This is a genomic window from Streptomyces sp. NPDC111606, assembly GCF_055656945.1.
Window position 1 is genome coordinate 270,779 of sequence record NZ_JBVKBY010000009.1, and the last position, 20,491, is coordinate 291,269.

The 20,491-nt window shown below is 71.2% G+C and carries 17 protein-coding genes; 7 read left to right on the forward strand and 10 right to left on the reverse strand.

The features are described 5' to 3' along the window. Positions 1 to 29: 29 nt before the first annotated feature. From ACZ7M7_RS30370 to ACZ7M7_RS30400, 7 genes are read right to left on the reverse strand one after another with little or no spacing between them, the layout of a single operon-like run. A complete protein-coding gene (locus ACZ7M7_RS30370; RefSeq protein WP_472122202.1) occupies positions 30 to 932 on the reverse strand; it encodes a 3-hydroxybutyryl-CoA dehydrogenase in 903 nt (300 codons plus the stop codon). Between the two features lie 34 nt (positions 933 to 966). Then, positions 967 to 2,139 carry an acyl-CoA dehydrogenase family protein gene (locus tag ACZ7M7_RS30375; protein WP_472122204.1) on the reverse strand — a complete coding sequence of 391 codons (1,173 nt, stop codon included), beginning with the start codon at positions 2,137 to 2,139 and terminating at the stop codon, positions 967 to 969. Between the two features lie 40 nt (positions 2,140 to 2,179). Beyond that, positions 2,180 to 3,352: an acyl-CoA dehydrogenase family protein gene (locus ACZ7M7_RS30380; protein WP_472122207.1), complete on the reverse strand. Its 1,173-nt coding sequence runs from the start codon at positions 3,350 to 3,352 to the stop codon at positions 2,180 to 2,182. 48 nt (positions 3,353 to 3,400) lie between these two features. After that, positions 3,401 to 5,455: an acetate--CoA ligase family protein gene (locus ACZ7M7_RS30385; protein WP_472122209.1), complete on the reverse strand. Its 2,055-nt coding sequence runs from the start codon at positions 5,453 to 5,455 to the stop codon at positions 3,401 to 3,403. A gap of 1 nt (position 5,456) precedes the next feature. Then, positions 5,457 to 5,648 (reverse strand): ferredoxin, encoded by a 192-nt coding sequence (locus ACZ7M7_RS30390; protein ID WP_362379586.1) that lies wholly within the window; start codon positions 5,646 to 5,648, stop codon positions 5,457 to 5,459. 54 nt (positions 5,649 to 5,702) lie between these two features. Beyond that, positions 5,703 to 6,941, reverse strand: a complete 1,239-nt coding sequence (locus ACZ7M7_RS30395) for an NADH-ubiquinone oxidoreductase-F iron-sulfur binding region domain-containing protein (protein WP_472122213.1) — start codon at positions 6,939 to 6,941, stop codon at positions 5,703 to 5,705. Next, complete coding sequence (locus ACZ7M7_RS30400; protein WP_383598041.1) at positions 6,938 to 7,366, reverse strand: hypothetical protein; 429 nt, start codon at positions 7,364 to 7,366, stop codon at positions 6,938 to 6,940. The genes ACZ7M7_RS30395 and ACZ7M7_RS30400 overlap by 4 nt, the downstream gene beginning before the upstream one ends. A 428-nt stretch (positions 7,367 to 7,794) precedes the next feature. On the opposite strand from ACZ7M7_RS30400, the gene ACZ7M7_RS30405 reads away from it, so the two are divergent. The 7 genes from ACZ7M7_RS30405 (at position 7,795) to ACZ7M7_RS30435 (ending at position 16,004) form a co-directional block, all read left to right on the forward strand. Beyond that, positions 7,795 to 8,988: an aromatic ring-hydroxylating oxygenase subunit alpha gene (locus ACZ7M7_RS30405; RefSeq protein WP_383598044.1), complete on the forward strand. Its 1,194-nt coding sequence runs from the start codon at positions 7,795 to 7,797 to the stop codon at positions 8,986 to 8,988. Positions 8,989 to 9,180: 192 nt separating this feature from the next. Further along, the gene (locus tag ACZ7M7_RS30410) at positions 9,181 to 10,305 is read left to right on the forward strand and encodes a polyamine ABC transporter substrate-binding protein (protein WP_383626003.1); all 1,125 of its coding nucleotides are present in this window, start codon (positions 9,181 to 9,183) and stop codon (positions 10,303 to 10,305) included. A gap of 3 nt (positions 10,306 to 10,308) precedes the next feature. Further along, positions 10,309 to 11,205: an ABC transporter permease gene (locus ACZ7M7_RS30415; RefSeq protein WP_383598048.1), complete on the forward strand. Its 897-nt coding sequence runs from the start codon at positions 10,309 to 10,311 to the stop codon at positions 11,203 to 11,205. Continuing rightward, positions 11,202 to 12,086: an ABC transporter permease gene (locus tag ACZ7M7_RS30420; RefSeq protein ID WP_383626006.1), complete on the forward strand. Its 885-nt coding sequence runs from the start codon at positions 11,202 to 11,204 to the stop codon at positions 12,084 to 12,086. Before ACZ7M7_RS30415 ends, ACZ7M7_RS30420 begins: the two co-directional genes overlap by 4 nt. A 4-nt stretch (positions 12,087 to 12,090) precedes the next feature. Continuing rightward, positions 12,091 to 13,161 (forward strand): ABC transporter ATP-binding protein, encoded by a 1,071-nt coding sequence (locus tag ACZ7M7_RS30425; RefSeq protein WP_472122218.1) that lies wholly within the window; start codon positions 12,091 to 12,093, stop codon positions 13,159 to 13,161. Between the two features lie 28 nt (positions 13,162 to 13,189). Then, a complete protein-coding gene (locus ACZ7M7_RS30430) occupies positions 13,190 to 14,578 on the forward strand; it encodes a flavin monoamine oxidase family protein (RefSeq protein ID WP_383598055.1) in 1,389 nt (462 codons plus the stop codon). Next, entirely contained in the window at positions 14,571 to 16,004 is a 1,434-nt protein-coding gene (locus ACZ7M7_RS30435) for an aminobutyraldehyde dehydrogenase (RefSeq protein ID WP_472122221.1), read from the forward strand. Before ACZ7M7_RS30430 ends, ACZ7M7_RS30435 begins: the two co-directional genes overlap by 8 nt. A 15-nt stretch (positions 16,005 to 16,019) precedes the next feature. Here the strand turns inward: ACZ7M7_RS30435 and ACZ7M7_RS30440 are convergent, their stop codons facing one another. From ACZ7M7_RS30440 to ACZ7M7_RS30450, 3 genes are all read right to left on the reverse strand, one after another. After that, on the reverse strand, positions 16,020 to 17,642 hold the full coding sequence (locus tag ACZ7M7_RS30440; RefSeq protein ID WP_472122224.1) for a sigma-70 family RNA polymerase sigma factor: 1,623 nt from the start codon (positions 17,640 to 17,642) through the stop codon (positions 16,020 to 16,022). A gap of 307 nt (positions 17,643 to 17,949) precedes the next feature. Further along, a complete protein-coding gene (locus ACZ7M7_RS30445) occupies positions 17,950 to 19,017 on the reverse strand; it encodes a DUF1152 domain-containing protein (RefSeq protein ID WP_472122227.1) in 1,068 nt (355 codons plus the stop codon). Continuing rightward, on the reverse strand, positions 19,014 to 20,453 hold the full coding sequence (locus tag ACZ7M7_RS30450) for a coproporphyrinogen-III oxidase family protein (protein ID WP_472122230.1): 1,440 nt from the start codon (positions 20,451 to 20,453) through the stop codon (positions 19,014 to 19,016). Before ACZ7M7_RS30450 ends, ACZ7M7_RS30445 begins: the two co-directional genes overlap by 4 nt. Positions 20,454 to 20,491 lie beyond the last annotated feature (38 nt).

Consider the following 20,491-nt stretch of genomic DNA (forward strand, 5'->3'; position numbering starts at 1 on the left):
CCGTGGACGTAGGCCATGACCATCTTCCCTCACGGCCGCCCCGACGGTGCCGCGGCCTCGGGACGGCCCTGTGCGTCGTACGCGTGGAAGCCCCGCCCGGACTTCCGCCCCAGCAGTCCGGCCTCCACCATCCTGGACAGCAGTGGGGGTGGGGAGTACTGGGGCTCGCGGAACTCGGCGTACAGCGACTCCGCGATGGCGCGTGTGGTGTCCAGGCCGATCAGGTCGGTCAGGGCGAGCGGGCCGAGGGGGTGCGCGCAGCCGAGGACCATGCCGCGGTCGACGTCCTCGACGGTCGCGCTGCCCGACTCCACCATGCGGACGGCGGCCAGGAGATAGGGCACGAGCAGCGCGTTGACGACGAATCCGGCCTTGTCCCGGGTCCTGACCACCTCCTTGTCGAGGGTGCCCGTCACGAAATCCTCGGCCCGTGCCGCCGTGCTGGGCGAGGTGAGCAGCGACGGCACGAGTTCGACGAGTCGCAGGACCGGTACGGGGTTGAAGAAGTGCACGCCGACGACCCGGTCGGGGCGGGTCGTCGCGGCGGCGAGTCTGATGACCGGGATGGAGGAGGTGTTGGTCGCCAGGATCGTGTCGTCGCCGGTGATCACCGAGTCGAGGCGGGTGAAGACGTCGACCTTGAGGGCCTCGTCCTCGGCGACCGCTTCGATGACCAGGTCGCGGTCGTGCAATGCCTCGATTTCATGGACGACGGTGACCAGGGACTCGGCGGTCTCCCGTCGTTCGTCGCTCAGCCTGCCGTGTGCGGTGGCACGGTCGAGCGAGCGGGTGATGCGGAGGCGGCCGGCCCGGGCCGCCTCCGCGTCGCGCTCGACGACCGTGACCGGCACGTCGGCCCGTGCACAGACCTCGGCGATGCCGGCGCCCATCAGCCCGCAGCCGACGACTCCCACGCGCTTGATGTCGGTCATCCGTATCCCTCTCTCTGGTCTGCGACGGTGCGGGTCAGGCGCTGGGCAGGTCCAGAACTCCCAAGCCGCGCTTGATGAGTTCGTTGGCGATGATCAGCCGCTGGATCTCGGAGGTGCCCTCCCAGATGCGGTCCACGCGCAGCTCGCGGTAGAGCCGTTCGACGGCGTACGAGCGGTCGTAGCCACGCCCGCCGTGGATCTGGAGGCACCGGTCGATCACCCGTCCCGAGGCCTCGCTCGCCGAGAGCTTGGCGATGGCCGCCTTGGCGTGCAGGGTCTTGCGGTCCTCGGCCGAGGCCTGGTCGATCTCCCAGGCGACCTGGTGGGTGTAGGCGCGGTTGACGGCGATGTCCACGGCGCAGTCGGCGAGCATGCCCTGGATCAGCTGGTACGAGGAGATCGGCGCCCCGAACTGCTCCCGCTCCACGGCCCAGTCCCGGGACAGCTCCAGCGCCCGCTCGGCCGCGCCGATGGTGCGGGCGGCGATCATCAGGCGCTCCTCGGTGAACCACGAGCGCGTGATGTCGTATCCCTCGCCGATGCCGCCGAGCACGGCGTCCTCGCCGACCTGGACGTCGGTGAAGGTGAACTCGGGGTGCTCGTAGACGAAGGTGTGCATCCAGCGCGGGACGCGCGTCATCTCGATGCCGGGGGTGTCCTTGTCGACCAGGAAGAGGGTCGGTGCGCGCTCCGGGCCGGCCGCCGCGAGCACGATCATGAAGTCGGCGTGGTCGCCGACGGTCACGAACCACTTCTCGCCGTTGAGCACCCAGCCCTGGTCGTTCTTCGTCGCCGTGGTGGCCAGGTTCTGCGGGTCGGAGCCGGCGCCGGGCTCGGTGACGGCGTAGCAGTCGCGCCGCTCGCCGTTGATCACGGGGACGAGGAAGCGCTCGCGCTGCTCGGGGGTGCAGAACCGCAGCGCGTTCGCGGGCCGCCACACCATGTCCCACAGGGCGCCGGTGAGCCGCCCCAACTCCTCCTGCACGGTGACCTGTTCGGCGATGGTGAGTCCGGCGCCGCCCCACTCGGCCGGCATGTTGACGGCCTGGAGACCGGCGTCCAGCACGGCGTCACGGACCTTGATGTGGGCGTCGGCGGGCAGGCCGTTGTCCTCCTCGCACTGGATCTCGTAGCCGGCGATGAAGTCGGTGAGGGCGCGTGCGTCGGCCTTGAGCTGAACCTGGCGCGGGGTGAGACGGAAGTCCATGGAAGTCCTCGCTGTGCGGTGATGTGACGGGTGGGCGGTTTCAGGGCGTGGGCAGAGCAAGGGCGCGCGTGCCGCGCTTGATCAGCTCGTTGGCGATGATCAGCCGCTGGATCTCGGAGGTGCCCTCCCAGATCCGGTCGACGCGCAGCTCGCGGTACATGCGCTCGACGGGGTAGGTGCGGTCGTAGCCACGGCCGCCGAAGATCTGCAGACAGCGGTCGGCGACCCGGCCGGCGGCCTCGCTGGCGGCGAGCTTGGCGGTGGAGGCCTTGGCGTGCAGCGTCTTGCGGTCGGTGCCCGGCTGGTCGGCCTCCCAGGCGACCTGGTGGGCGTAGGCGCGGTTGACGGCGATGTCCACGGCGCAGTCCGCGAGCATCCCCTGGATCAGCTGGTACGAGGAGATCGGCGCCCCGAACTGCTCGCGCTCCACGGCCCAGTCACGGGCGAGTTGGAGGGCTCGCTCGGCGGCGCCGACCGTACGGGCCGCGATCATCAGACGCTCGTCGGTGAACCATTCCTTCGTGAGCTCGTAGCCGTTGCCGACGCCGCCGAGCACGTCCTCGTCAGCCACGAAGACGTCGGTGAAGGTGAACTCGGGGTGCCCGTTGACGGCGGAGTGCATGAAGTGCGGGACCCGGGTCATCTCGACGCCGGGCGCGGCCCGGTCCACGAAGAACAGCGTCGGCTGCCGCTCGGGCCCGGCGTCCGCCTGCACCAGCAGGAAGTCGGCGATGTCGCCGCAGGTGACGAACCACTTCTCGCCGTTGAGCACCCATCCGCCGTCGGTGCGGTCGGCCGTGGAGGTGCCGGAGGACGGGTCGGATCCCGCGCCCGGCTCGGTCACCGCGAACGCGTCGAACTTCTCCGCCCGGATCACGGGCAGCAGGTACTTCTCGCGCTGCCGCTCGTCGCCGTAGGCCAGCACGTTGGCGGGCCGCCAGGGAATGTCCCAGAGGCAGTTGGTGACCTTGCCGAACTCCTCCTCGACGATGACCTGGTCGAGCAGGCTGAGTCCGGCGCCGCCCCATTCGGCGGGCATGTTGATGGCGTAGACACCGGCGTCCATGGCGGCCCGGGTCAGTTCGGTGACGAGCTGCTGCGGCAGGGGGCCGCCGGCCTGCTCGGACTGGTCCTCGTAACGCATCAGCAGGCGGGCGTACTCGGCGGCGCGGCGCTTGAGGTCGGCCTGCTCGGGGGTGTAGCGCATGTCCATGGGGGCCTCTTCGGTCAGGTCGGGGGACGGCGTGCGGGGTGGGGCGGGTCAGGCGAGTACGGCGCGGGAGTCGAGGGCGAGGGCACCGTCGGGGCGTACGAGAAGGGGGTTGACCTCGATCTCGGCGATCTCCGGGTGGGCGGCGGCGAACGCGGTGATCGCCTCCACGGCCTTCGCGGCCGCCTCGACGTCGACGGGCGGTTTGCCCCGCACCCCGTCGAGCAGGGCGGCGGTGCGCAGTCCGCGCAGCAGACTCACGGCCCGTTCGGCGGACACGGGGGCGAGCGTGAAGGCGACGTCGTGCAGGGCCTCCGCCAGCACTCCGCCCAGGCCGACCATGGCGACCGGGCCGAAGCGCGGGTCGCGGTTGACGCCGACGATCAGCTCGATGCCGTCGGTCAGGTCGGCCATGGCCTCCACGGAGTAGGAGGAGGCGCCGAGCCGGGCGTGCATCTCGCGGAAGGCGGCGAGCAGTTCGTCGGGTCCGGCCAGGCCGAGCACCACTCCACCCGCGTCCGACTTGTGGAGCAGATGGAGGGCCTTGAGGACGTACGGGCCGCTGAACTCCTCGGCTGCGGCGCGCAGTTCGGTCTCGTCGTGGATCTCGCGGGCTGCGGGGAAAGCGAGTCCGGCCTCTTCGAGGGCTCGGCGCGTCTCCATGTAGCCGCTCTCGCCCAGCGGGGGTGCCGGCCGGGGAAGGGGGGTGACACCGGTGCGCTGTTCCACGGGTGCCGTCGCGGCGAGGGCGCGGGCCGCATCCTCGGTTGCGGCGAAGACCGGGATGCCCGCGGCGGCGAGGGTGCGGCAGCTCGGGGACTCGGGATACATGGACTGGACGACGAGCGGCTTCGCGGTGGCGCGGTGTCGGGCGGCGATGAGGCGGGCGGCCTCCTCCTCCCCGTCCGCAAGTGCCTTGCCGCCTCCGCCGAGCCCGCCTTCGGCCGCCGCGTAGCCGCCGAAGTAGCCGGTCATCAGCACGGCGTCGACCTCCTCGGCCGCCAGCAGCGCGGCGACCGTCTCCGCGTAGGAGCCGGGGTCCTGCTCACCCATCCCGGCGAGGTCCACGGGGTTGGCCACGGCCGACTGCTCCCAGAGGGCCTCCCTCAGTTCCTGCCTTGTCGGCTCGTGGAGTTCGGGCACGCTCAGGCCGGCCGCCTCGACGGCGTCGGCGGCGACGACGCCGTGTCCGCCGCCGTCCGTGAGCACGGCGACCCTGCGTCCCGACGCCCGTCGCGGGCCGCTCAACGCGGCCACGGCCACCGTGAGTTCGCGGGGCGTGGCGACGAGTTCCACACCGGCGTCCCGGCAGGCCGCGGTCACGACGTCGGCCGAAGTGGTCAGCGCGCCGGTGTGGGACTGCGCGCTGCGCGCTGAGGCGTCGCCGCGTCCGGCGGTGAGCAGCACCACGGGCTTGCCCGCGTCGGCGGCAGCCTCGGCGAAGGCGCGTCCGTCGCCGAAGTCCTCGGCGTAGACCGCGATGGCCCGGGTGCCCTCGTGCCGGGCACAGTCGGCGAGGAGGTCGACGAGGGTGACGTCGGCCTGGTTGCCGAGCGAGACGAACCGCGAGAAGCCGAGGCCGTGCGGGCGGAAGCGGAGCTGGAGTTCGAGGGCGAGGTTGCCGCTCTGGCTCAGGAGTGCGACGCCGCCGGGTGTGAAGGTGTCGGAGGCCAGGAAGAGGTCGGTGGTGTTGTCGGCGATCCCCAGGCAGTTGGGCCCGACCATCACGGCACCGGCGGCGCGTACGCGTTCGGCGACGGCCTGCTGCCGTACCCGCCCCGCGTCGCCGGTCTCGGCGAAACCGGCGGTGATCGCGACGATCGCCCGGGCCCCGCACCGCAGGGCCTCGTCGACGGCGTCCTCGAAACCGGCGGCGGGCACGGAGACCACCGCCAGGTCGACGGGCTCGCCGATCGCGCTCAGGCTGGGGGCGACGGTGCGGCCGAGCACCGTGCCGCCGCGGCGGTTGACCATGTGCACGGGGCGACGACCGTTGGCGCGGATGGCCTGGGCGGCTATGGCGTGGCCGTACTTGGCAGGGTCGTCGCTGGCTCCCACGACGGCGACGGATACGGGGTCGAAGAGGGCCGACAGGTCACGTCCCATGTCACTTCACCAGCCGCAGCGCAGCGTTGGGGCAGGCGGCGACAGCGGCCTCGGCGGCTTCCTCGTCACCCTGCGGCACGTCGGTCGCGCGCATCTGCGCATAGCCCCACTCGTCGAGGTCGATCAGCTCGGGTGCGGGTTCCTGGCAGAGGCCGTAGCCCTGGCAGCGGGTGGAGTCCAGCAGGAGTTTCATGGTGCGGTCCTTTCGGTGCGGCGGGGTCGGGGGCTTACGGGGCCTGGATGCGGCTCAGGGCACCGGCACCGTGAACCGGCGCCCGTCCTCGGCTGCCGCGCCCTCGCAGGCAGGGCAGCCGGAGCGGCGGTGGGCGTCGATCCGGTCGGGGAAGTGGACGAGGAGGCTGCCGACGATGCGGGCGGCGGCGTCCAGCAGCCCGCAGGCCCCGCGGCCGGGCAGCTGCTGCGACCAGCGGCGCAGCTTGTCGACGGAGTCGTAGCCCGCCTCGCCGCGGGCCGCGGCCGTGAGGGTGGTGGCCAGCGCCCCGGTGCCGGACACGCACACCCCGCACTGCCGGGCGCTCTGCGCGGCCAGATAGGCGGCGGCCTCGGCGGCCACGCCGACCGGGCAGTCCTCGGGGTGCAGGAAGTGCAGCGCTCCGCAGCCGAGGGCTCCGCCGGCCTCCTTGAGTCGGTCGTGGTCGAGGGGCAGGTCCGTCCAGCCCTCGCCGTACAGTCCGCCGAACATGCCGCCCAGCAGGACCGCGGCGGCCGTACCGTGTCCGCTCAGGTCGGCGAGGACCTTCAGATGCGTCCCGGCGGGGACCTCGGCCAGCGCGGCACCGGCAGCGCCGGCGCCCGAGAGGGTCACCAGGTGGGTCCCGGCGACGGAGTTTGCCTCGTCCGGGCGCGAGTACATCGCCGCGACGCGGGCCAGCGTCTCCACGTTGGCGACCAGCGTGGGCGCGCCGCCGACACCGCTCTCGAACGGGCGCGGGGGCTTCGCCGTGGGCAGCGCCGGGCCGCCGTCGAGCGCTCGTACGACCGCGCTCTCCTCCCCCGCGACGTAGGTGTGCCGCGTCCGTACGACGTCGATGCGCATCTCGGGCGCGGACTCGGCGAGCGCCTCTCGCACGGCCTGCTCGGCGAGGTCGTCCGAGAGGTAGACGAAGCCGCGCTCGGCACCGGTCATGGCCGCGGCCAGCCGCAGACCGTCGAGGACCGCATGCGGGCGGTGCCGCAGCAGCCAGCGGTCCTTGACGGATCCGGGCTCGCCCTCCTCCCCGTTGGCGACGACCACGCGCGGGCCGGGTGGTGCGTCACGGACGGCACGGATCTTGACGGCGGCGGGGAACCCGGCCCCGCCACGGCCGCGCAGGCCCGTCGCGGCGATCCGGTCGAGGAGGCGGTCGGGCGCGACGAGCGGCGCGTAACCGCCCACGGCGAGGTAGCCGTGGATGTCCTCGCTGCCCCCGAGCGGGGCGAGCAGGCCGTGGTGTCCTTCGGGGAGGAGGGAGTACACGCGGGTCATACGGTGCTCCTGGGCTGGTGGTGTCCGGTGCGGGCGGGGGCGCGGCGGGCTCGCAGGAGTCCCAGCGCCCGTTCCAGATCCCGCCGCTGCGTCGCGGTGCGGGCGTAACCGGCCCCGGGCAGGCCGATCAGCATGCGGTGGTGATCGAGGACGACCTCGCCCGCCACCAGCGCCGCCCGTGGATCGGCGGTGCCGGAGCCGGTGGCGGCCTCGACGACCAGGTCGGTGACTTCGCCGAGGTAGCGCAGCCAGCCGCGGTGTGTGCCGCGCAGTACGAGTCGCTCGACGCGGTGTCGTTCGGCGGTGACCAGGGCCGGCGGCGGGCTGCCGTCCGTCGGGGCGCGCAGGGCGGCCACGGCGGTGGGCAGTTCCTGTTCGGGCTCCGGCGTGAGGCCGAGCCATACAAGACTGCGGCGAGCGCTCATGCGTGCCTCCGGGTGCGCACCGTTCCCGGGTGGTCCGGAGACGGGGGTGGCGCGGCGATGACGTGAGTCGGGATGACGTGAGTGCGGATGCTCCGGTGCCGTGACGCGAGGGGGCGGGAGCTGTGCGGGGTGTCCGGATCCGGATGCCCGCTGTGGCGCGGACGGTGGTCCGCGGGCTTGCGGAGCGCCTGGGTATCGGTCTGCGGGTCCCGGGTCATCCGCCTGCCAGGAGACTAACTAACTAATTAGTCAGCCCACAAGTCTTGACTTGCCCCCGCGATGGTCCCACTCTGACTAACCAATCAGTCAGCCGGATCGCGGCTGGTCCGGCGCCCCGCTTCGAGCACACCTGGCGCCCCACCGGCCGTCCGTACCGGCCCTCGCCCTCACCGCCCATCGCCGCCGAAGCGGCGCGGAGGAGGACCCCAATGCATCCCTCGACCACACGGGCAGACGCTGTCTCCGCTCCCCCGCCGGAGTCGCCCCAGCCGGCCCGGTCGCCCCTTGAACACCCCGGGGAAGCACTACCCGCCCGCTACTACACGGATCCGGCCATCGCCGAGGCAGAGACCGACCATATCTTCGCCAAGTCCTGGCAGCTGGTCTGCCACGAGTCCGACCTCCCGGGCCCCGGCGCCCGGCTCACCGCCACCGCCGCCGGCCGTGAGGTGCTGGTCGTGCGCACCGAGGACGGCGGCCTCGCCGCCCACCTCAATGTCTGCCGGCACCGCGGCACCCGCCTGGTCACCGAACCCGAGCCGTCGGGCAAGGCGATCCGCTGCCCGTACCATGGCTGGACCTACAAGCTGGACGGACGGCTGGTCGGGGCCCCCGAGGCCCGCCGGATCCCCTGCCTGGACAAGCCCAGGCTCGGACTGCACCCGGTCAACGTCGAGTCCTTCCTCGGCTTCGTCTTCGTCAACCTGGACATGGAGGCAACCCCGCTCGCCGAGAGCTGCGCGGGGCTGGCCGAGGCCGTCGGCCACTACGCCGGGCCCGGCCTGGTCCCGGTCGGCAAGCACCGGATCCACGACGTGGCGGACGGCGAGGAGCAGAACGCCAACTGGAAGGTGATCGTCGACAACTACCTGGAGGGCTACCACGTCCCCGTGGCCCACCCCTCCCTCATGCGACTGCTCGACTACCAGGCGTACACGGTGGACGTGCAGGAGAACTACGTACTCTTCGAGTCACCGCTGCGCGACAAGCCGTCCTCGAACTGGACCGAGCGGCTCTACCAGCGGCTGGCGACCCCGATGCCGGGGCTGACCGAGGCCGACCGGAGGGTGTGGCGGTACGCCGTGATATATCCCAACACGCTCATCGACTTCTACCCTGACCACGTGCTCGCGTGGACCGCCCTGCCCACCGCCCAGGACCGGGCGGCGATTCCCGGCGGCTTCTACACCCGGCACGGGGAGAGCTTCCGTACCCGGCTGGCCCGGCGGATCAACATCCACATCGGCTGGGTCACCAACGACGAGGACGCCGAGCTGGTGGAGCGCGTGCAGGCAGGTATGCGCACCCCCGGCTTCGAGCCGGGTCCGCTGTCACAGCGCGAGGCCGCTGTCGGCTGGTTCGCCCGCCGCGTCCGGGAGGACCTGGAGGGGGGCGCCGCGTGACGCCCTTCGGCGCGGCGCGTTCGCCGCATCCGCACGAGGCCGCCGTGAGCCTCCGTGCAGGCTTACCGCGCGCAGTCTGACGCGCGTACGCACCTCCCCAGACCGGTCTTCACTGCGGAATCAGGGCCTGAAGTGAGCCGACCAGCCGGTCCCGCCCTGGAGTTGTGCCGTTCCTCGACGGAGAGGACGTTCATGTCCCCCGAGGCAATACCGCCGTCCCGACGCGCCGTGCTGCGGGCAGGCGCCTTCGGCCTGCTGGGCGCCGCGGCCGGCGGCTGCGGGTTCATGCCCGCGAAAACGCCCGATGCCCAACAGCTGGCGCCCGTGAAAGCGCGCGTCGACGGCGATCTCGTCTACTTCAACTGGGCCGACTTCGTCGACCCGTCCGTGTTCAAGGGCTTTGAGAAGGAGTACGGCGTCAAGGTCATCCAGTCGAACTTCGACTCGATGGAAGGCATGGTCGCCAAGCTCAACGCCGGCAACCGCTACGACATCATCTTCCCCACGGCCAAATGGGCCCAGCGTCTGGTCCGCGGAGGCCGGCTGCGCCGTATCGACCACTCCGGGCTCGCCCACTCCCAGGCCATATTCGGAACGTACGACTACTTCGCTGACCCGTGGTACGACCCCGGTTCCGCACACACCGTCCCCTTCACCGCGTACAAGACCGGCATCGGCTGGCGGCGCGACAAGATCGGAGAGCTCACCGGCTCCTGGCGGGACCTCTGGAACGACCGGGCCAAGGGCAAAGTCTTCCTGCTGGACGACCGCGACGAGGTCCTCGGCATGGGCGCCCTCGCCCTCGGTCTCGACGTCAGCACCGGCGACACCGGCGACCTCGACCGCATCACCTCCCTGCTGGGCACCCTGCGGCCACGGCTGCGCGGCTTCTCCAGCGACAGCTACAACAACCTCCTCAACGGCAACGCGCTGATCCAGCAGGCGTGGAGCGGCGACATGGCCGCCATGCTCAACCAGGCCAAGGACCCCTCGGTGTTCGGGTTCCAGGCCCCCAAGGAGGGCACTCCGATCAACTCCGACTGCTACGCCATTCCCTGGAACGCTCCCCACCCCGGCACCGCGATGCTGTTCATCGACTACATGCTGCGGCCGGAGAACGTGAAGAAGAACATCGAGTACATCGGCTACCCGATGCCGGTCGCGGGCACCGAGAAAACCTACGCCGACCTGGTCGGGCCCTTCCCCGAGTGCCTGGTCACCCAGGACGACCTGAAGGCCGACGTGTTCTTCCGCAACGGCGGCACCGCGGCCGAGGCCGCCCGCGACGCCGCCTGGACCCATGTGAAGGCGGGCTGATCCATGGCACTGCCCCGCCCCTCCTCACGCGCCCGCCGCGGCCCCAACGCGAACGGCACCCGTATCTGGACCTGGCTCATGCTGCCCGGCACCCTGTGGATGACCGGCTTCCTGATCGCCTCGCTGGTCCTCGTCGGCGTCCTGGCGGTCGGCACCACCGACGAACTGGGCAACCCCCGCTTCGGCTTCAGCCTCGCCGGTATACGTGCGCTCGCGGACCCCGCCTACACCGAGGTCCTGGCCCGCTCCCTCGGCTACGCCCTGCTGACCTGCCTGATCTCGCTGCTGATCGCCTATCCGGTGGCGTACACGATCGCCCTGTACGGCGGGCGGTACAAGCACGCGCTGATCGCCGCGATCGTCGTACCGTTCTTCGCCAACTACCTGGTGCGGATGTACGGCTGGTCGGTGGTCCTCTCCGACGACGGACCCGTGCTGCGCACGCTGCGCGCGGTCGGGATCGCCGACGGCGGAACGAAGATCCTCAACAGCGGCTTCGGCGTGGTCGCGGGACTGGTCTACGGCTTCGTCGTCTTCATGATCATCCCGCTGTACGCAGCCCTGGAACGGCTGGACGTCTCCCTCATCGAGGCCGGCCGCGACCTGTACGGCGGCCCGGTCCGCACCTTCTTCTTCGTCACCCTGCCCGCCACCCGGCAGGGCGCGGCGGCCGGGCTCGTCCTGGTCTTCCTGCCCGCCATGGGCGACTTCGTCAGCGCACAGCTCATGGGAGGCCCGGACCAGATCATGATCGGCAACCTCATCCAGGACAAGTTCTTCCAGGGCCAGAACTGGCCGCTGGGCTCCGCGCTCACCATGCTGCTGATGCTGGTCCTGCTGATCGGGATGCTCGGCTATCTGCGGCGCACCCGCAAGGACGAGGCGGAGGCCCGCGGATGACCATGCTCAAGCTGCCGACCGCCACCGCCCCCTCGGCCTCTCCGAAGGCCCGGACCCGCACCCGGCGCGGCCGCGCCAACCGCAGGCCCCGCGGTCTCATCGCCGTCACCGGGCTGTTCTTCGCGCTGCTCTATCTGCCCATCGCGGTGGTGGCGCTGTTCTCCTTCAACTCCCAGAAGTCACTGACCGTGTTCGACGGGTTCAGCCTGCGCTGGTACCGCGCCTTCGTCCACGACGACGTCCTCATCGCCTCCCTGGGCACCAGTCTGCGTATCTCCCTGGTGGCGATGGCGGGTTCGGTGCTGCTCGGGGGGGCGCTGGCCCTCGGTCTGGTCAGGTCTCGCACCCGGCTCGGCTCGCTGGCCGGCCTGATCATGCTGGTGCCTCTGATCACGCCGGAGATCGTCACCGGCGTGGCGTCGATGCTGCTGTTCAAGGGGCTGGGCATCCCGCTGTCCACCGGCACCGTGATGCTGGCCGAGATCACCTTCTCCATCTCCTACGTCACGGTCATCCTCCGATCCCGGGTCGCCGCACTGAACCCGGAGGTGGAGGAGGCCGCGATGGACCTCGGCGCCACCCGCTGGCAGGCGATCCGGCTGGTGACGCTGCCGGCCCTGCTGCCGGCCGTGCTCGCCGCGGCCGTACTGATCTTCGCGCTGGTCTTCGACGACTTCGTGCTCGCCTACTTCACCACCGGCGTCGACCCGCAGCCGCTGTCGGTGCGGATCTACTCGGCGATCCGCTTCGGGGTGCAGCCCACCATCAACGCGGTCGGCACGCTGATGCTCGCGGGATCCATCGCCCTGATCGCCCTGGCCCTGTTCATCCCGCGCCTCTTCGGCCGCCGCGGCGGCCTCGACATCCTCTCCGGAGAGTGACTCCATGGACGCGACCCCCGCTGTCCGGCTCGACGGCGTCTCCAAGCAGTTCGCCGACTCCTACGCCGTGCACCACCTGGACCTCGACATCGAGGCCGGCCACTTCTTCTCCCTGCTGGGCCCGTCCGGCTGCGGCAAGACCACCACGCTGCGCATGATCGGCGGGTTCAGCGACCCCACCGAGGGATCGGTGCTGCTCGCGGGTGAGGACGTGACGGCGCTGCCGCCGAACAAGCGCAACGTCAACACGGTCTTCCAGAGCTACGCCCTGTTCGACCACCTGAGCATCGCCGACAACGTCGCCTTCGGCCTCAAGCGCAGAGGCGTCGCCAAGGCCGAGATCCGGCAGCGCGTCGGGGAGATGCTGGACCTGGTCCAGCTCGCCGGGTTCGCGGACCGGAGACCCCGTACGCTCTCCGGCGGGCAGCGCCAGCGCGTCGCGCTGGCCCGCGCGCTGGTCAACCGGCCGGCCGTACTCCTCCTCGACGAACCGCTGGCCGCGCTCGACCTGAAGCTGCGCAGGCAGATGCAGGTGGAGCTGAAGCAGATCCAGCGCGAGGTGGGCATCACCTTCGTCTTCGTCACCCACGACCAGGACGAGGCGCTGACCATGTCCGACCGGATCGCCGTGATGAACGCGGGCCGCATCGAGCAGTGCGGCACTCCCGAGGACATCTACGAGCACCCCGCCACCGGCTTCGTCGCCTCCTTCATGGGCACCTCCAACCTGATGACCGGCACCTACCGGGGCGGTGAGGTGGCCCTGGAGAAGGGGCCGGCACTGCCCGTCGGCCCCCGTTCCGAGATCGCGGACGGAACTGCCGTGAGCGTGTCCGTGCGCCCCGAGAAGATCTGGCTGTCGGACTTCGAACCGGGCATGTCGATGCTGAGCGGCGTGATCCGCGAGACCGTCTACAGCGGCCCGACCACGACCTACCTCATCGAACTCGCCCCGGGCGTCACGCTGTCGGTGCTGGAGCAGAACACGGCACGTGCCCGCATGGAGGACCGCTGGAGCGGCGGCGAGACGGTGGAGTTCGGCTGGCGGCCTGAACACTGTCTGGTCCTCGCCTGACTTCCTGTCTCCTCACGAGCTCTGTCGTATGAGCTCTGTCGGCAGAGCTCTGTGGAACGAGCTCTGCCGACGAGCTCTTGTCATGAAAGCGAAGCTGATGCATCACGACGTGATCGTGCTCGGCGCCGGTCTGGCGGGCCTGAGTGCCGCCCGGGACCTGGCCGCCGCCGGCACCGACGTGCTGGTCCTGGAGGCCCGGGACCGCGTCGGCGGCCGGGTCGAGCAGACCCGCACACCCGACGGCCGTTTCGTCCAGCTGGGCGGCGAAGTGGTCGGCCATGCCCACACCGCGTACCTGCAACTGGCCAAGGAACTCGGCCTGGAGCTGGTTCCCAGCTATGTCGCCGAACCCGGCCGCATGACCCGTGCCACGCCGGAGGGCAACTCGGCCGGCGATCCCCCGCACTGGTTCGGCCCCGGCGACGCGGCCCTGCACGAGCGGCTCGGCGCGGAGTTCGCCGCGCTCGCCGCCACGGTCGACCCCGACGATCCCTGGTCCCATCCCGACGCGAGCGCCCTGGACCGGCTGTCCGTGGCCGACTGGCTGCGCTCCCGGCACGCCACGCCCGCGGTGGTGCGCCTGTGGGAGATCGGCCAACTCGCCCTGGCCGGAGGCTCGTACGAGCGAATCTCCCTGCTGGCCGCGCTGCGCAAGAGCGCGGCGGTGCCCGGCTCAGGAAAGGGCGACTACGACTACGAGGACTGGGAGGGGCTGCGGCTCGCGGACGGCTCGGCGACGCTCGCCGAGGTGATGGGCCGTGAACTGGGCCCGCGCATCCGGCTGGGCGCCCCCGTCGCCGCCCTGGACATCCGCCCCGACCGTTGCTCGGTGCGCCTTCTCACCGGTGAGGTCCTCACCGCGACAGCGGTGGTGAGCGCGCTGCCGGTCGGACCGCTGCGGGATGTCGCCATCAGCGGCGTCAGCGAGGCCCGGCTCGCCTCGCTGCACCGGCAACGTCACGCGACGGCCGCGAAGTTCGCCGCCGTGTACGACCGCCCCTTCTGGCGGGACGCCGACCTGAACGGTCTGTCCGAGGCCGAGGGGGTGCTGGGCAGCACCTGGCCGCAGAACGAGGGCGTCCTGTCGGCCCTGATCCCGCCCGAGCGCTACGGCGTCCTGCTCGGGACGCCACCCCAGCTGCGCACGCCCGAACTGCTCGCCGAGATGGCCGGCATGTTCGGCGACGAGGCCCTCCGGCCGACCGCCTGCCATCTGCGGCTGTGGGGCACCGACCCGTGGACCCAGGGATACGTCACCCAGTGGCCGCCCGGCGAAGTCATGGCCGTCGGCCCCCTGCACGGCACCCATGAACCGCCGTTCTACGTCTGCGGCTCCGACCAGTGGGTCGCCGGATACATGGAGGGCGCCGTCCGCACCGGCCGCGGCGCCGCCGAGGAGGTACTGCGCCGTGGCTGACACCGACGACCTCGCAACCGTCCTCAACCACATCGGCGGAAAGGAGGTGCCGGCCGCTTCCGGCGCCACCCTCCGGCTGATCGACCCGGCCACCGGACTGCTGCACGGCACGGCGCCGCTCTCCGGTGCCGAGGACGTGGACGCGGCATGCCGGGCGGCCGAGGAGGCCTTTGCCGGCTGGTCGCTGACGACTCCGGCCGAGCGGCAGACCGCACTGCTGCACATCGCCGACGCCCTGGAGAGGGAGGCCGGTGCGGTGGCGGGCGCCGAGGTGGCCGACACCGGCAAGCCGCGCGCTCTGTTCCTGCGCGATGAACTGCCCGCGATCGTGGACGTGTTGCGGTACTTCGCCGGAGCGGCCCGCAACCTGCCCGGCGCAGCCGCCGCGGAGTACACGCCGGGCCGCACCTCCGTGCTGCGGCGCGAGCCGGTCGGCGTCTGCGCCCAGATCACCCCGTGGAACTACCCGCTGATGATGGCCGTGTGGAAGATCGCTCCCGCGCTGGCCGCGGGCAACACGGTCGTCCTGAAACCGTCCGACAGCACGCCGTCGTCGGCCTCGCTCCTCGCCCGGCTGGCCGCCGAGCACCTGCCGCCCGGCGTCCTCAACGTCGTGTGCGGCGACCGCGACACCGGACGCTCCCTCGTCGGCCATCAGCACGTCCGGCTGGTCGCCGTCACCGGAAGCGTCCGCGCGGGGCAGCAGATCGCCGCCGCGGCAGCCGCCGACCTCAAGCGGCTGCACCTGGAACTCGGCGGCAACGCACCGGTGTTGATCCACGCGGATGCCGATCTCGACGACGCGGTCGAGCAGTTGTCGTCGCTGGCCTATTACAACGCGGGCCAGGACTGCACGGCCGCGACCAGGATCCTGGTCGACCGGCGGATCCACGACACCTTCCTGGACCTCTTCGCCGACCGGGCCTCCCGACTGCTGCCCGGCGCGCCGGACGACGAGAGCGCCGACTTCGGGCCGCTCGCGAACGCCGCTCAACTGGCGGGCGTCAGTGGCCTGTTGGAGCGGCTGCCCGACCACGCCGAGGTGGTCACGGGTGGTACGGCGCTGCCCCGCCCCGGCTACTTCCACCGGGCCACGGTGGTCGCCGGGGTGCGGCAGGAGGACGAGATCGTCCGCAGCGAGGTGTTCGGGCCGGTCGTCACCGTCCAGCCCTTCACCGACGAGTCCGAGGCCTTCCGCCTGGCCAACGGTGTCACCCAGGGACTGGCCGCGAGTGTCTGGACCCGCGACCACGACCGGGCGATGCGTGCGAGCCGTGCGCTGCGGACCGGCATCGTCTGGGTCAACACCCACGGCACCACGGTGTCGGAGATGCCGCACGGCGGCGTGGGCCACTCCGGGTACGGCAGCGACCTCTCGATGACCGGCCTGCTCGACTACACGCAGGTCAAGCACGTCATGCTGTGACCGCCGGCTCCGGCCTCACTGCTTGGCGCCGAAGACCTGGGTCCACCACGGGCCGCCGGAAGCCTTGTGGATGCCCACGCCGATGTCCTTGAACGAGCAGTTGAGGATGTTGGCGCGGTGGCCCGGGCTGTTCATCCAGGACTCCATCACCGCCTCGGGCGTCTGCTGGCCCTGGGCGATGTTCTCTCCGTACGTGGACCACCTGTAGCCCGCGGCGGTGACACGCTGCCCGGGGTCGGCGCCGTCCGGGTTGGTGTGGTCGAAGAAGTCGCGGGCGTCCATGTCCTCGGAGTGGCGCAGCGCGGCCTGGTTCAGCTGGGAGTCCTGCGACAGCGGACCGCAGCCGGCGGCCGACCGCTCCTTGTTGACCAGCGCGACCACCTGCGCGACGGCACCCGACGGGGCCGCCTGCGTCTGCGGGGTGCTGGACGCGGTCCGGGTCGGCCGGGTGGAGGGCTGCGGGTCCGGCACGCTCTTCTTCGTGGGGCTGGGCGACTTGGAGGGGCTGGCCTTCTTCGAGGGCGAGGCGGACGGGGACGGCGACTTCGAGGCCGATGGGGACGTCTCGAGGGGGCTCGGTTCCGAAAGATCGGCGGCGGGAGCGCCGGGGTTGCGCGCGGCGGCCGCGTCCTCCTTCCCGTTCCCGGGGTCCGTGTCGAAGTACCACAGGGCGCCGCCCGCCACGCAGGCCGCCACGACGGCGCCGCCGACGGCCCGGCGACGGTTGCGGCGGCGTCGACGCGCCTCGGTACGGGAGGCAGACCGGACGCCCGCTCCCGGGCCCGACCCGCCGTGGCCTCCCGACGCGCTCAGCTGGGACGCCGAGCCGGCCAAGGCCATACCGCCGGCGGCGGAGAGCACGCTCTCCAGCAGCGCGGGTGCCGCGGCGACCAGCGCCAGACCGGCCAACAGTCCCTCGGCGGGCATCAACCCGCTCCACAAACCGGAACAATGCGAGCAACCACGGGCATGCCGGGCTATTCGCTTGCGCCACAGTGCCGAGGGCCGGCCGTCCCAGGAGGCCAGCAGGCCCTGCAGCTCCGCACAGCGTGGCCGCGCGTCGAGGGCCCTCACCACCACGCGGGCCGCCTCCAGCTGGGCCTTCATCCGCTGCACCCGGACCGCCGCGTGCTGCGGCGACAGCTCCAGGGCCTCGGCGACCTCGGCCCTCGTCAGCTCGCCGGCGCACTCCAGCCACCAGAGCGACAGCAGCCCCCGGTCGTCCGGCTCCAGCCAGCGGGTCGCCCGTGCGGTCTCCATGCGCTGACCGGACAGCTGGAGCTGCATCAGGGTCAGGTCCACGAAGTCGGCGCCCGGATCCGCGAGATCCTCGGCCTCCTCGACTCCGCCCGGTGCCACCTGCCGGGCATGCCAGTGCGCCCGCACCTGATTCATCGCGATGGCGACGAGCCAGGAACGGAAGTTCTCGGGAGCACGCAGCCCGCCCAGCGCGTCGAGGGCACGCAGCATCGCGTCCTGCACGACGTCGTCGACGTCGACCGAGCCGTTCAGAGCCCGTCCCACGACGTTGTAGACCAACGGGAGGTAGGCGCTGACCAGGGCGTCCTGAGCCGCCGGCTCGCCGCTGCGGGCAGCGATCACCAGTGCCACCGACTCCGTAGTGCGCTCTGTACTCATCAAAACTTCCCTGTCCTCGACGCCGAACGATGCTGTCCGATACTTGGGAGATCGATCGGTGAGCCCGGGATAACAGTTCTTCGGACGCATGTTCCACGTGAGACTCACGGGACCGTTCGGGCGGCGCAATGGGGAAAGTCACATCGACGTGAAAACCTTCACGACTCCCAGGCGATAGCGCCCTGTTTATGTCTGTTTTGACAATTGAGTACGGCCGTGTACCGGTGAGTTATCAAATACCGTGACCTGCCCTGCCGATTCGGTGCCGCGACGCGCCACGGCACCGAATCGACGTCGGGCGCACACCTCAGGCCAAGGTCAGCACCGCACCCTCGGCACCCAACAGCGCACGCAGGGACGAGATCTGACGCCACGTCAAACCCAGCGCGTGGGCGGCAAAGCGGAGGCTGACGTGCGGGGCGCCTTGTGCCGCGCTCCGGATCGCCTGCCACGCGGCCTGCTCCGTCCAGGGCAGCGCGGCTCGGGCGGGTGCCGGCGGCTCCGCAGCCGCGACGCGCTCTCGTTCGAGCTCATGGATCTGCGTGAGCTTGGCCGAGAGGTCGGCGGCGGCCTCCAGGGTCGGCGGCAGTACGCCGAGCAGGTGGGCGGCGACCGTGTTGTGGGCGAGGGCATCGTCCAGGGTGGTGGAGTGGATGCGGGCGGAGGCGTCCGTGAGCGGGATGAGGTGGTTCACCGTACGGATCGGTCCGCGTACGCCGTCGACGGCCGCCGCGAACAGGGCGGAGGCTTCCGAGGGGTGCCAGGACAGGGCTGTTCGGACCGCGGCCACGTCCTGCGCGAGCGGGGTGAGCGCGTCGCCGTCCAGGCGGTCCAGTACGGCGGCCTGGGGGATCTCCCCGTCGGCTCCCGGCCCGGCGACGTAGACGGTCGCGGGCACCCCGGCGAGCCGGCAGGCGGCCAGGACCAGGGCGTCCACCAAAGGGCTGCACAGGGTGTCCTCGTCGCCGTGCGCGAGGATGTCGCCGCCGACGTCGACGATGCGGACGTGGTCGTGTCCGGCGTCCACGAGGCGTCGGATCTGTTCGGCCAGTGCGGACAGCCCCTGCCATGGGTCGAGCAGGGCCAGACGTGCCGGCAGGTCCGCCGCCAGGGCGGGCAGCGTGGAGCCGGCGGGCGGGATCGGCCGCGTGGTGGGGGCGATCACCGGCACGCCCGCGTGGTGCGCGAGGTCGGCGAAGTGCACAACCCCGAGCGGGCCGGGGGTGGGGTCGACTTCGAGGCGTTCCCAGGCGTACGTGGCGATCGTGGTCCCGTCGAGGGGTGTGCCGGTGAGGACGCGGCCCACGGTCGCCGCGGTGATCGCGGTGCCCACGGGGTCCCCGCCGCCGCCCGCGGCGATGAACAGGTCGCTCACACCGTCTCCCGTGCGGTGCCGATCCCGGTGATGCGCACAGGCGTACCCATGTTCTTGCGTGCCCGCGTGTTGGCCTCGTGCAGGCCCTCGTAGTACTCGCGGTCGAGCTTCTTGACGTGGTCGGAGTAGCACATCCAGGACAGGATGTCGCGGTACTTGAAGCCCTTGGGCGTCAGCTGGACGCGGCGCGGGCCTACCCGGTGGATCAGTCCGTTGGCCTGGGCTGCGTCTAGGATTTGGTCCACTTCGGGGGCAATTGCGTCCAGGCCGAAGCGGTCGAGTTCGGACAGATCGAGATCGAAGGTGTCGAGCACGAGCCGTTTGCGGACGATCTCCTCCGGGGTGAGGGCGAACCCCGTCGTGGGCTGAAGGCGGTGGGCCCTGGCGTTCTCGATGTAGTCGGCGACCTCACTCAGGGACGGCTTGACGCTGCCGGTCATGTAGTCGAGGACGGAGCTGTAGGAGCGGGCGCCGACACCGAGGCCGAGCAGAGGCACGCCGTGGAAGGTGAGGACCTTCTGCACATAGCCGCCGCGGCCGGGCTTCTTGTAGCGGACGGAGCCCTCCTGGACGTACCCGTGGGCGGTGAACACCTCGCGGGCGTAGTCGTAACGCTCGTACAGCTCCGGCTTCCACATGTACTGGTACGCGCCGGTCCGGGAGAACCATGCGTCCGGTCGCACCGTGAGGAAGTAGGTGGAGATGGTCGTCGGCGCCAGCTTCGCCAGCTCGTCCACCGAGTGGCGCCAGGTCTCGGGGGTCTGCCCGGCGAACCCCATGATCAGGTCCGTCGACAGGTCCGGCAGTCCGCGCTCGTGGACGATCTCGACGGCCCGGCGGATGACGTCCTCGCCCGCCTGGCCCCGCCCCGCCTCGCGGATCTCCTGCGGGACCAGCGACTGGATCCCGATGTTGGCACGCGTCAGGCCCATGTCGAGCAGCCGCCCGAAGCCGTCGGGGTCGGCGACGATGGAGTCCGGTGTGGCCTCCAGGGCGACTTCCTCGACGGTGGAACGCCAGTTGGGGTAGATCTCGCCGAGGGTGGTGAAGATCTGCTCGAAGTGCCGGGTGGACAGCAGCGCGGGCGTGCCGCCGCCGATGTAGACGGTCCGCAGCCGGCGCGCCCGGATGACCTCCGCGTGGTCGCGGAGCTGCGTACAGAGCGCGTCGGTGTAGGCGTCGTACAGGTCCTCGTCGGTGGAGATGACCGTGTAGAGGTTGCAGAACCCGCATTTGTAGCGGCAGAACGGGACGTGCAGATACAGGTTGAGTTCGGGGACCGGATGGCTGGCCAGGTCCCTCGCCCACACGTCGTGGATGTCCCAGGCGCCCTCGTCGAGCGGCCGGTAGGTGGAGCGGGGCGGATACGAGTACTGGTAGGGGGGTATGACGCCCTGCTGGATGTACTCGGCGAGCTGGTCGTGCGGGCTGTTCACGATGGATGACTCCTTCGCACCATGCCGTTCGGTTGACC

What these genes read in the sequence shown, in the direction of transcription:
- ACZ7M7_RS30370 (WP_472122202.1), bottom strand. Translation starts at nt 932, where the DNA reads ATGACCGACATCAAGCGCGTGGGAGTCGTCGGCTGCGGGCTGATGGGC.
- ACZ7M7_RS30375 (WP_472122204.1), bottom strand. Translation starts at nt 2,139, where the DNA reads ATGGACTTCCGTCTCACCCCGCGCCAGGTTCAGCTCAAGGCCGACGCA.
- ACZ7M7_RS30380 (WP_472122207.1), bottom strand. Translation starts at nt 3,352, where the DNA reads ATGGACATGCGCTACACCCCCGAGCAGGCCGACCTCAAGCGCCGCGCC.
- ACZ7M7_RS30385 (WP_472122209.1), bottom strand. Translation starts at nt 5,455, where the DNA reads ATGGGACGTGACCTGTCGGCCCTCTTCGACCCCGTATCCGTCGCCGTC.
- ACZ7M7_RS30390 (WP_362379586.1), bottom strand. Translation starts at nt 5,648, where the DNA reads ATGAAACTCCTGCTGGACTCCACCCGCTGCCAGGGCTACGGCCTCTGC.
- ACZ7M7_RS30395 (WP_472122213.1), bottom strand. Translation starts at nt 6,941, where the DNA reads ATGACCCGCGTGTACTCCCTCCTCCCCGAAGGACACCACGGCCTGCTC.
- ACZ7M7_RS30400 (WP_383598041.1), bottom strand. Translation starts at nt 7,366, where the DNA reads ATGAGCGCTCGCCGCAGTCTTGTATGGCTCGGCCTCACGCCGGAGCCC.
- ACZ7M7_RS30405 (WP_383598044.1), top strand. Translation starts at nt 7,795, where the DNA reads ATGCATCCCTCGACCACACGGGCAGACGCTGTCTCCGCTCCCCCGCCG.
- ACZ7M7_RS30410 (WP_383626003.1), top strand. Translation starts at nt 9,181, where the DNA reads ATGTCCCCCGAGGCAATACCGCCGTCCCGACGCGCCGTGCTGCGGGCA.
- ACZ7M7_RS30415 (WP_383598048.1), top strand. Translation starts at nt 10,309, where the DNA reads ATGGCACTGCCCCGCCCCTCCTCACGCGCCCGCCGCGGCCCCAACGCG.
- ACZ7M7_RS30420 (WP_383626006.1), top strand. Translation starts at nt 11,202, where the DNA reads ATGACCATGCTCAAGCTGCCGACCGCCACCGCCCCCTCGGCCTCTCCG.
- ACZ7M7_RS30425 (WP_472122218.1), top strand. Translation starts at nt 12,091, where the DNA reads ATGGACGCGACCCCCGCTGTCCGGCTCGACGGCGTCTCCAAGCAGTTC.
- ACZ7M7_RS30430 (WP_383598055.1), top strand. Translation starts at nt 13,190, where the DNA reads ATGAGCTCTGTCGGCAGAGCTCTGTGGAACGAGCTCTGCCGACGAGCT.
- ACZ7M7_RS30440 (WP_472122224.1), bottom strand. Translation starts at nt 17,642, where the DNA reads ATGAGTACAGAGCGCACTACGGAGTCGGTGGCACTGGTGATCGCTGCC.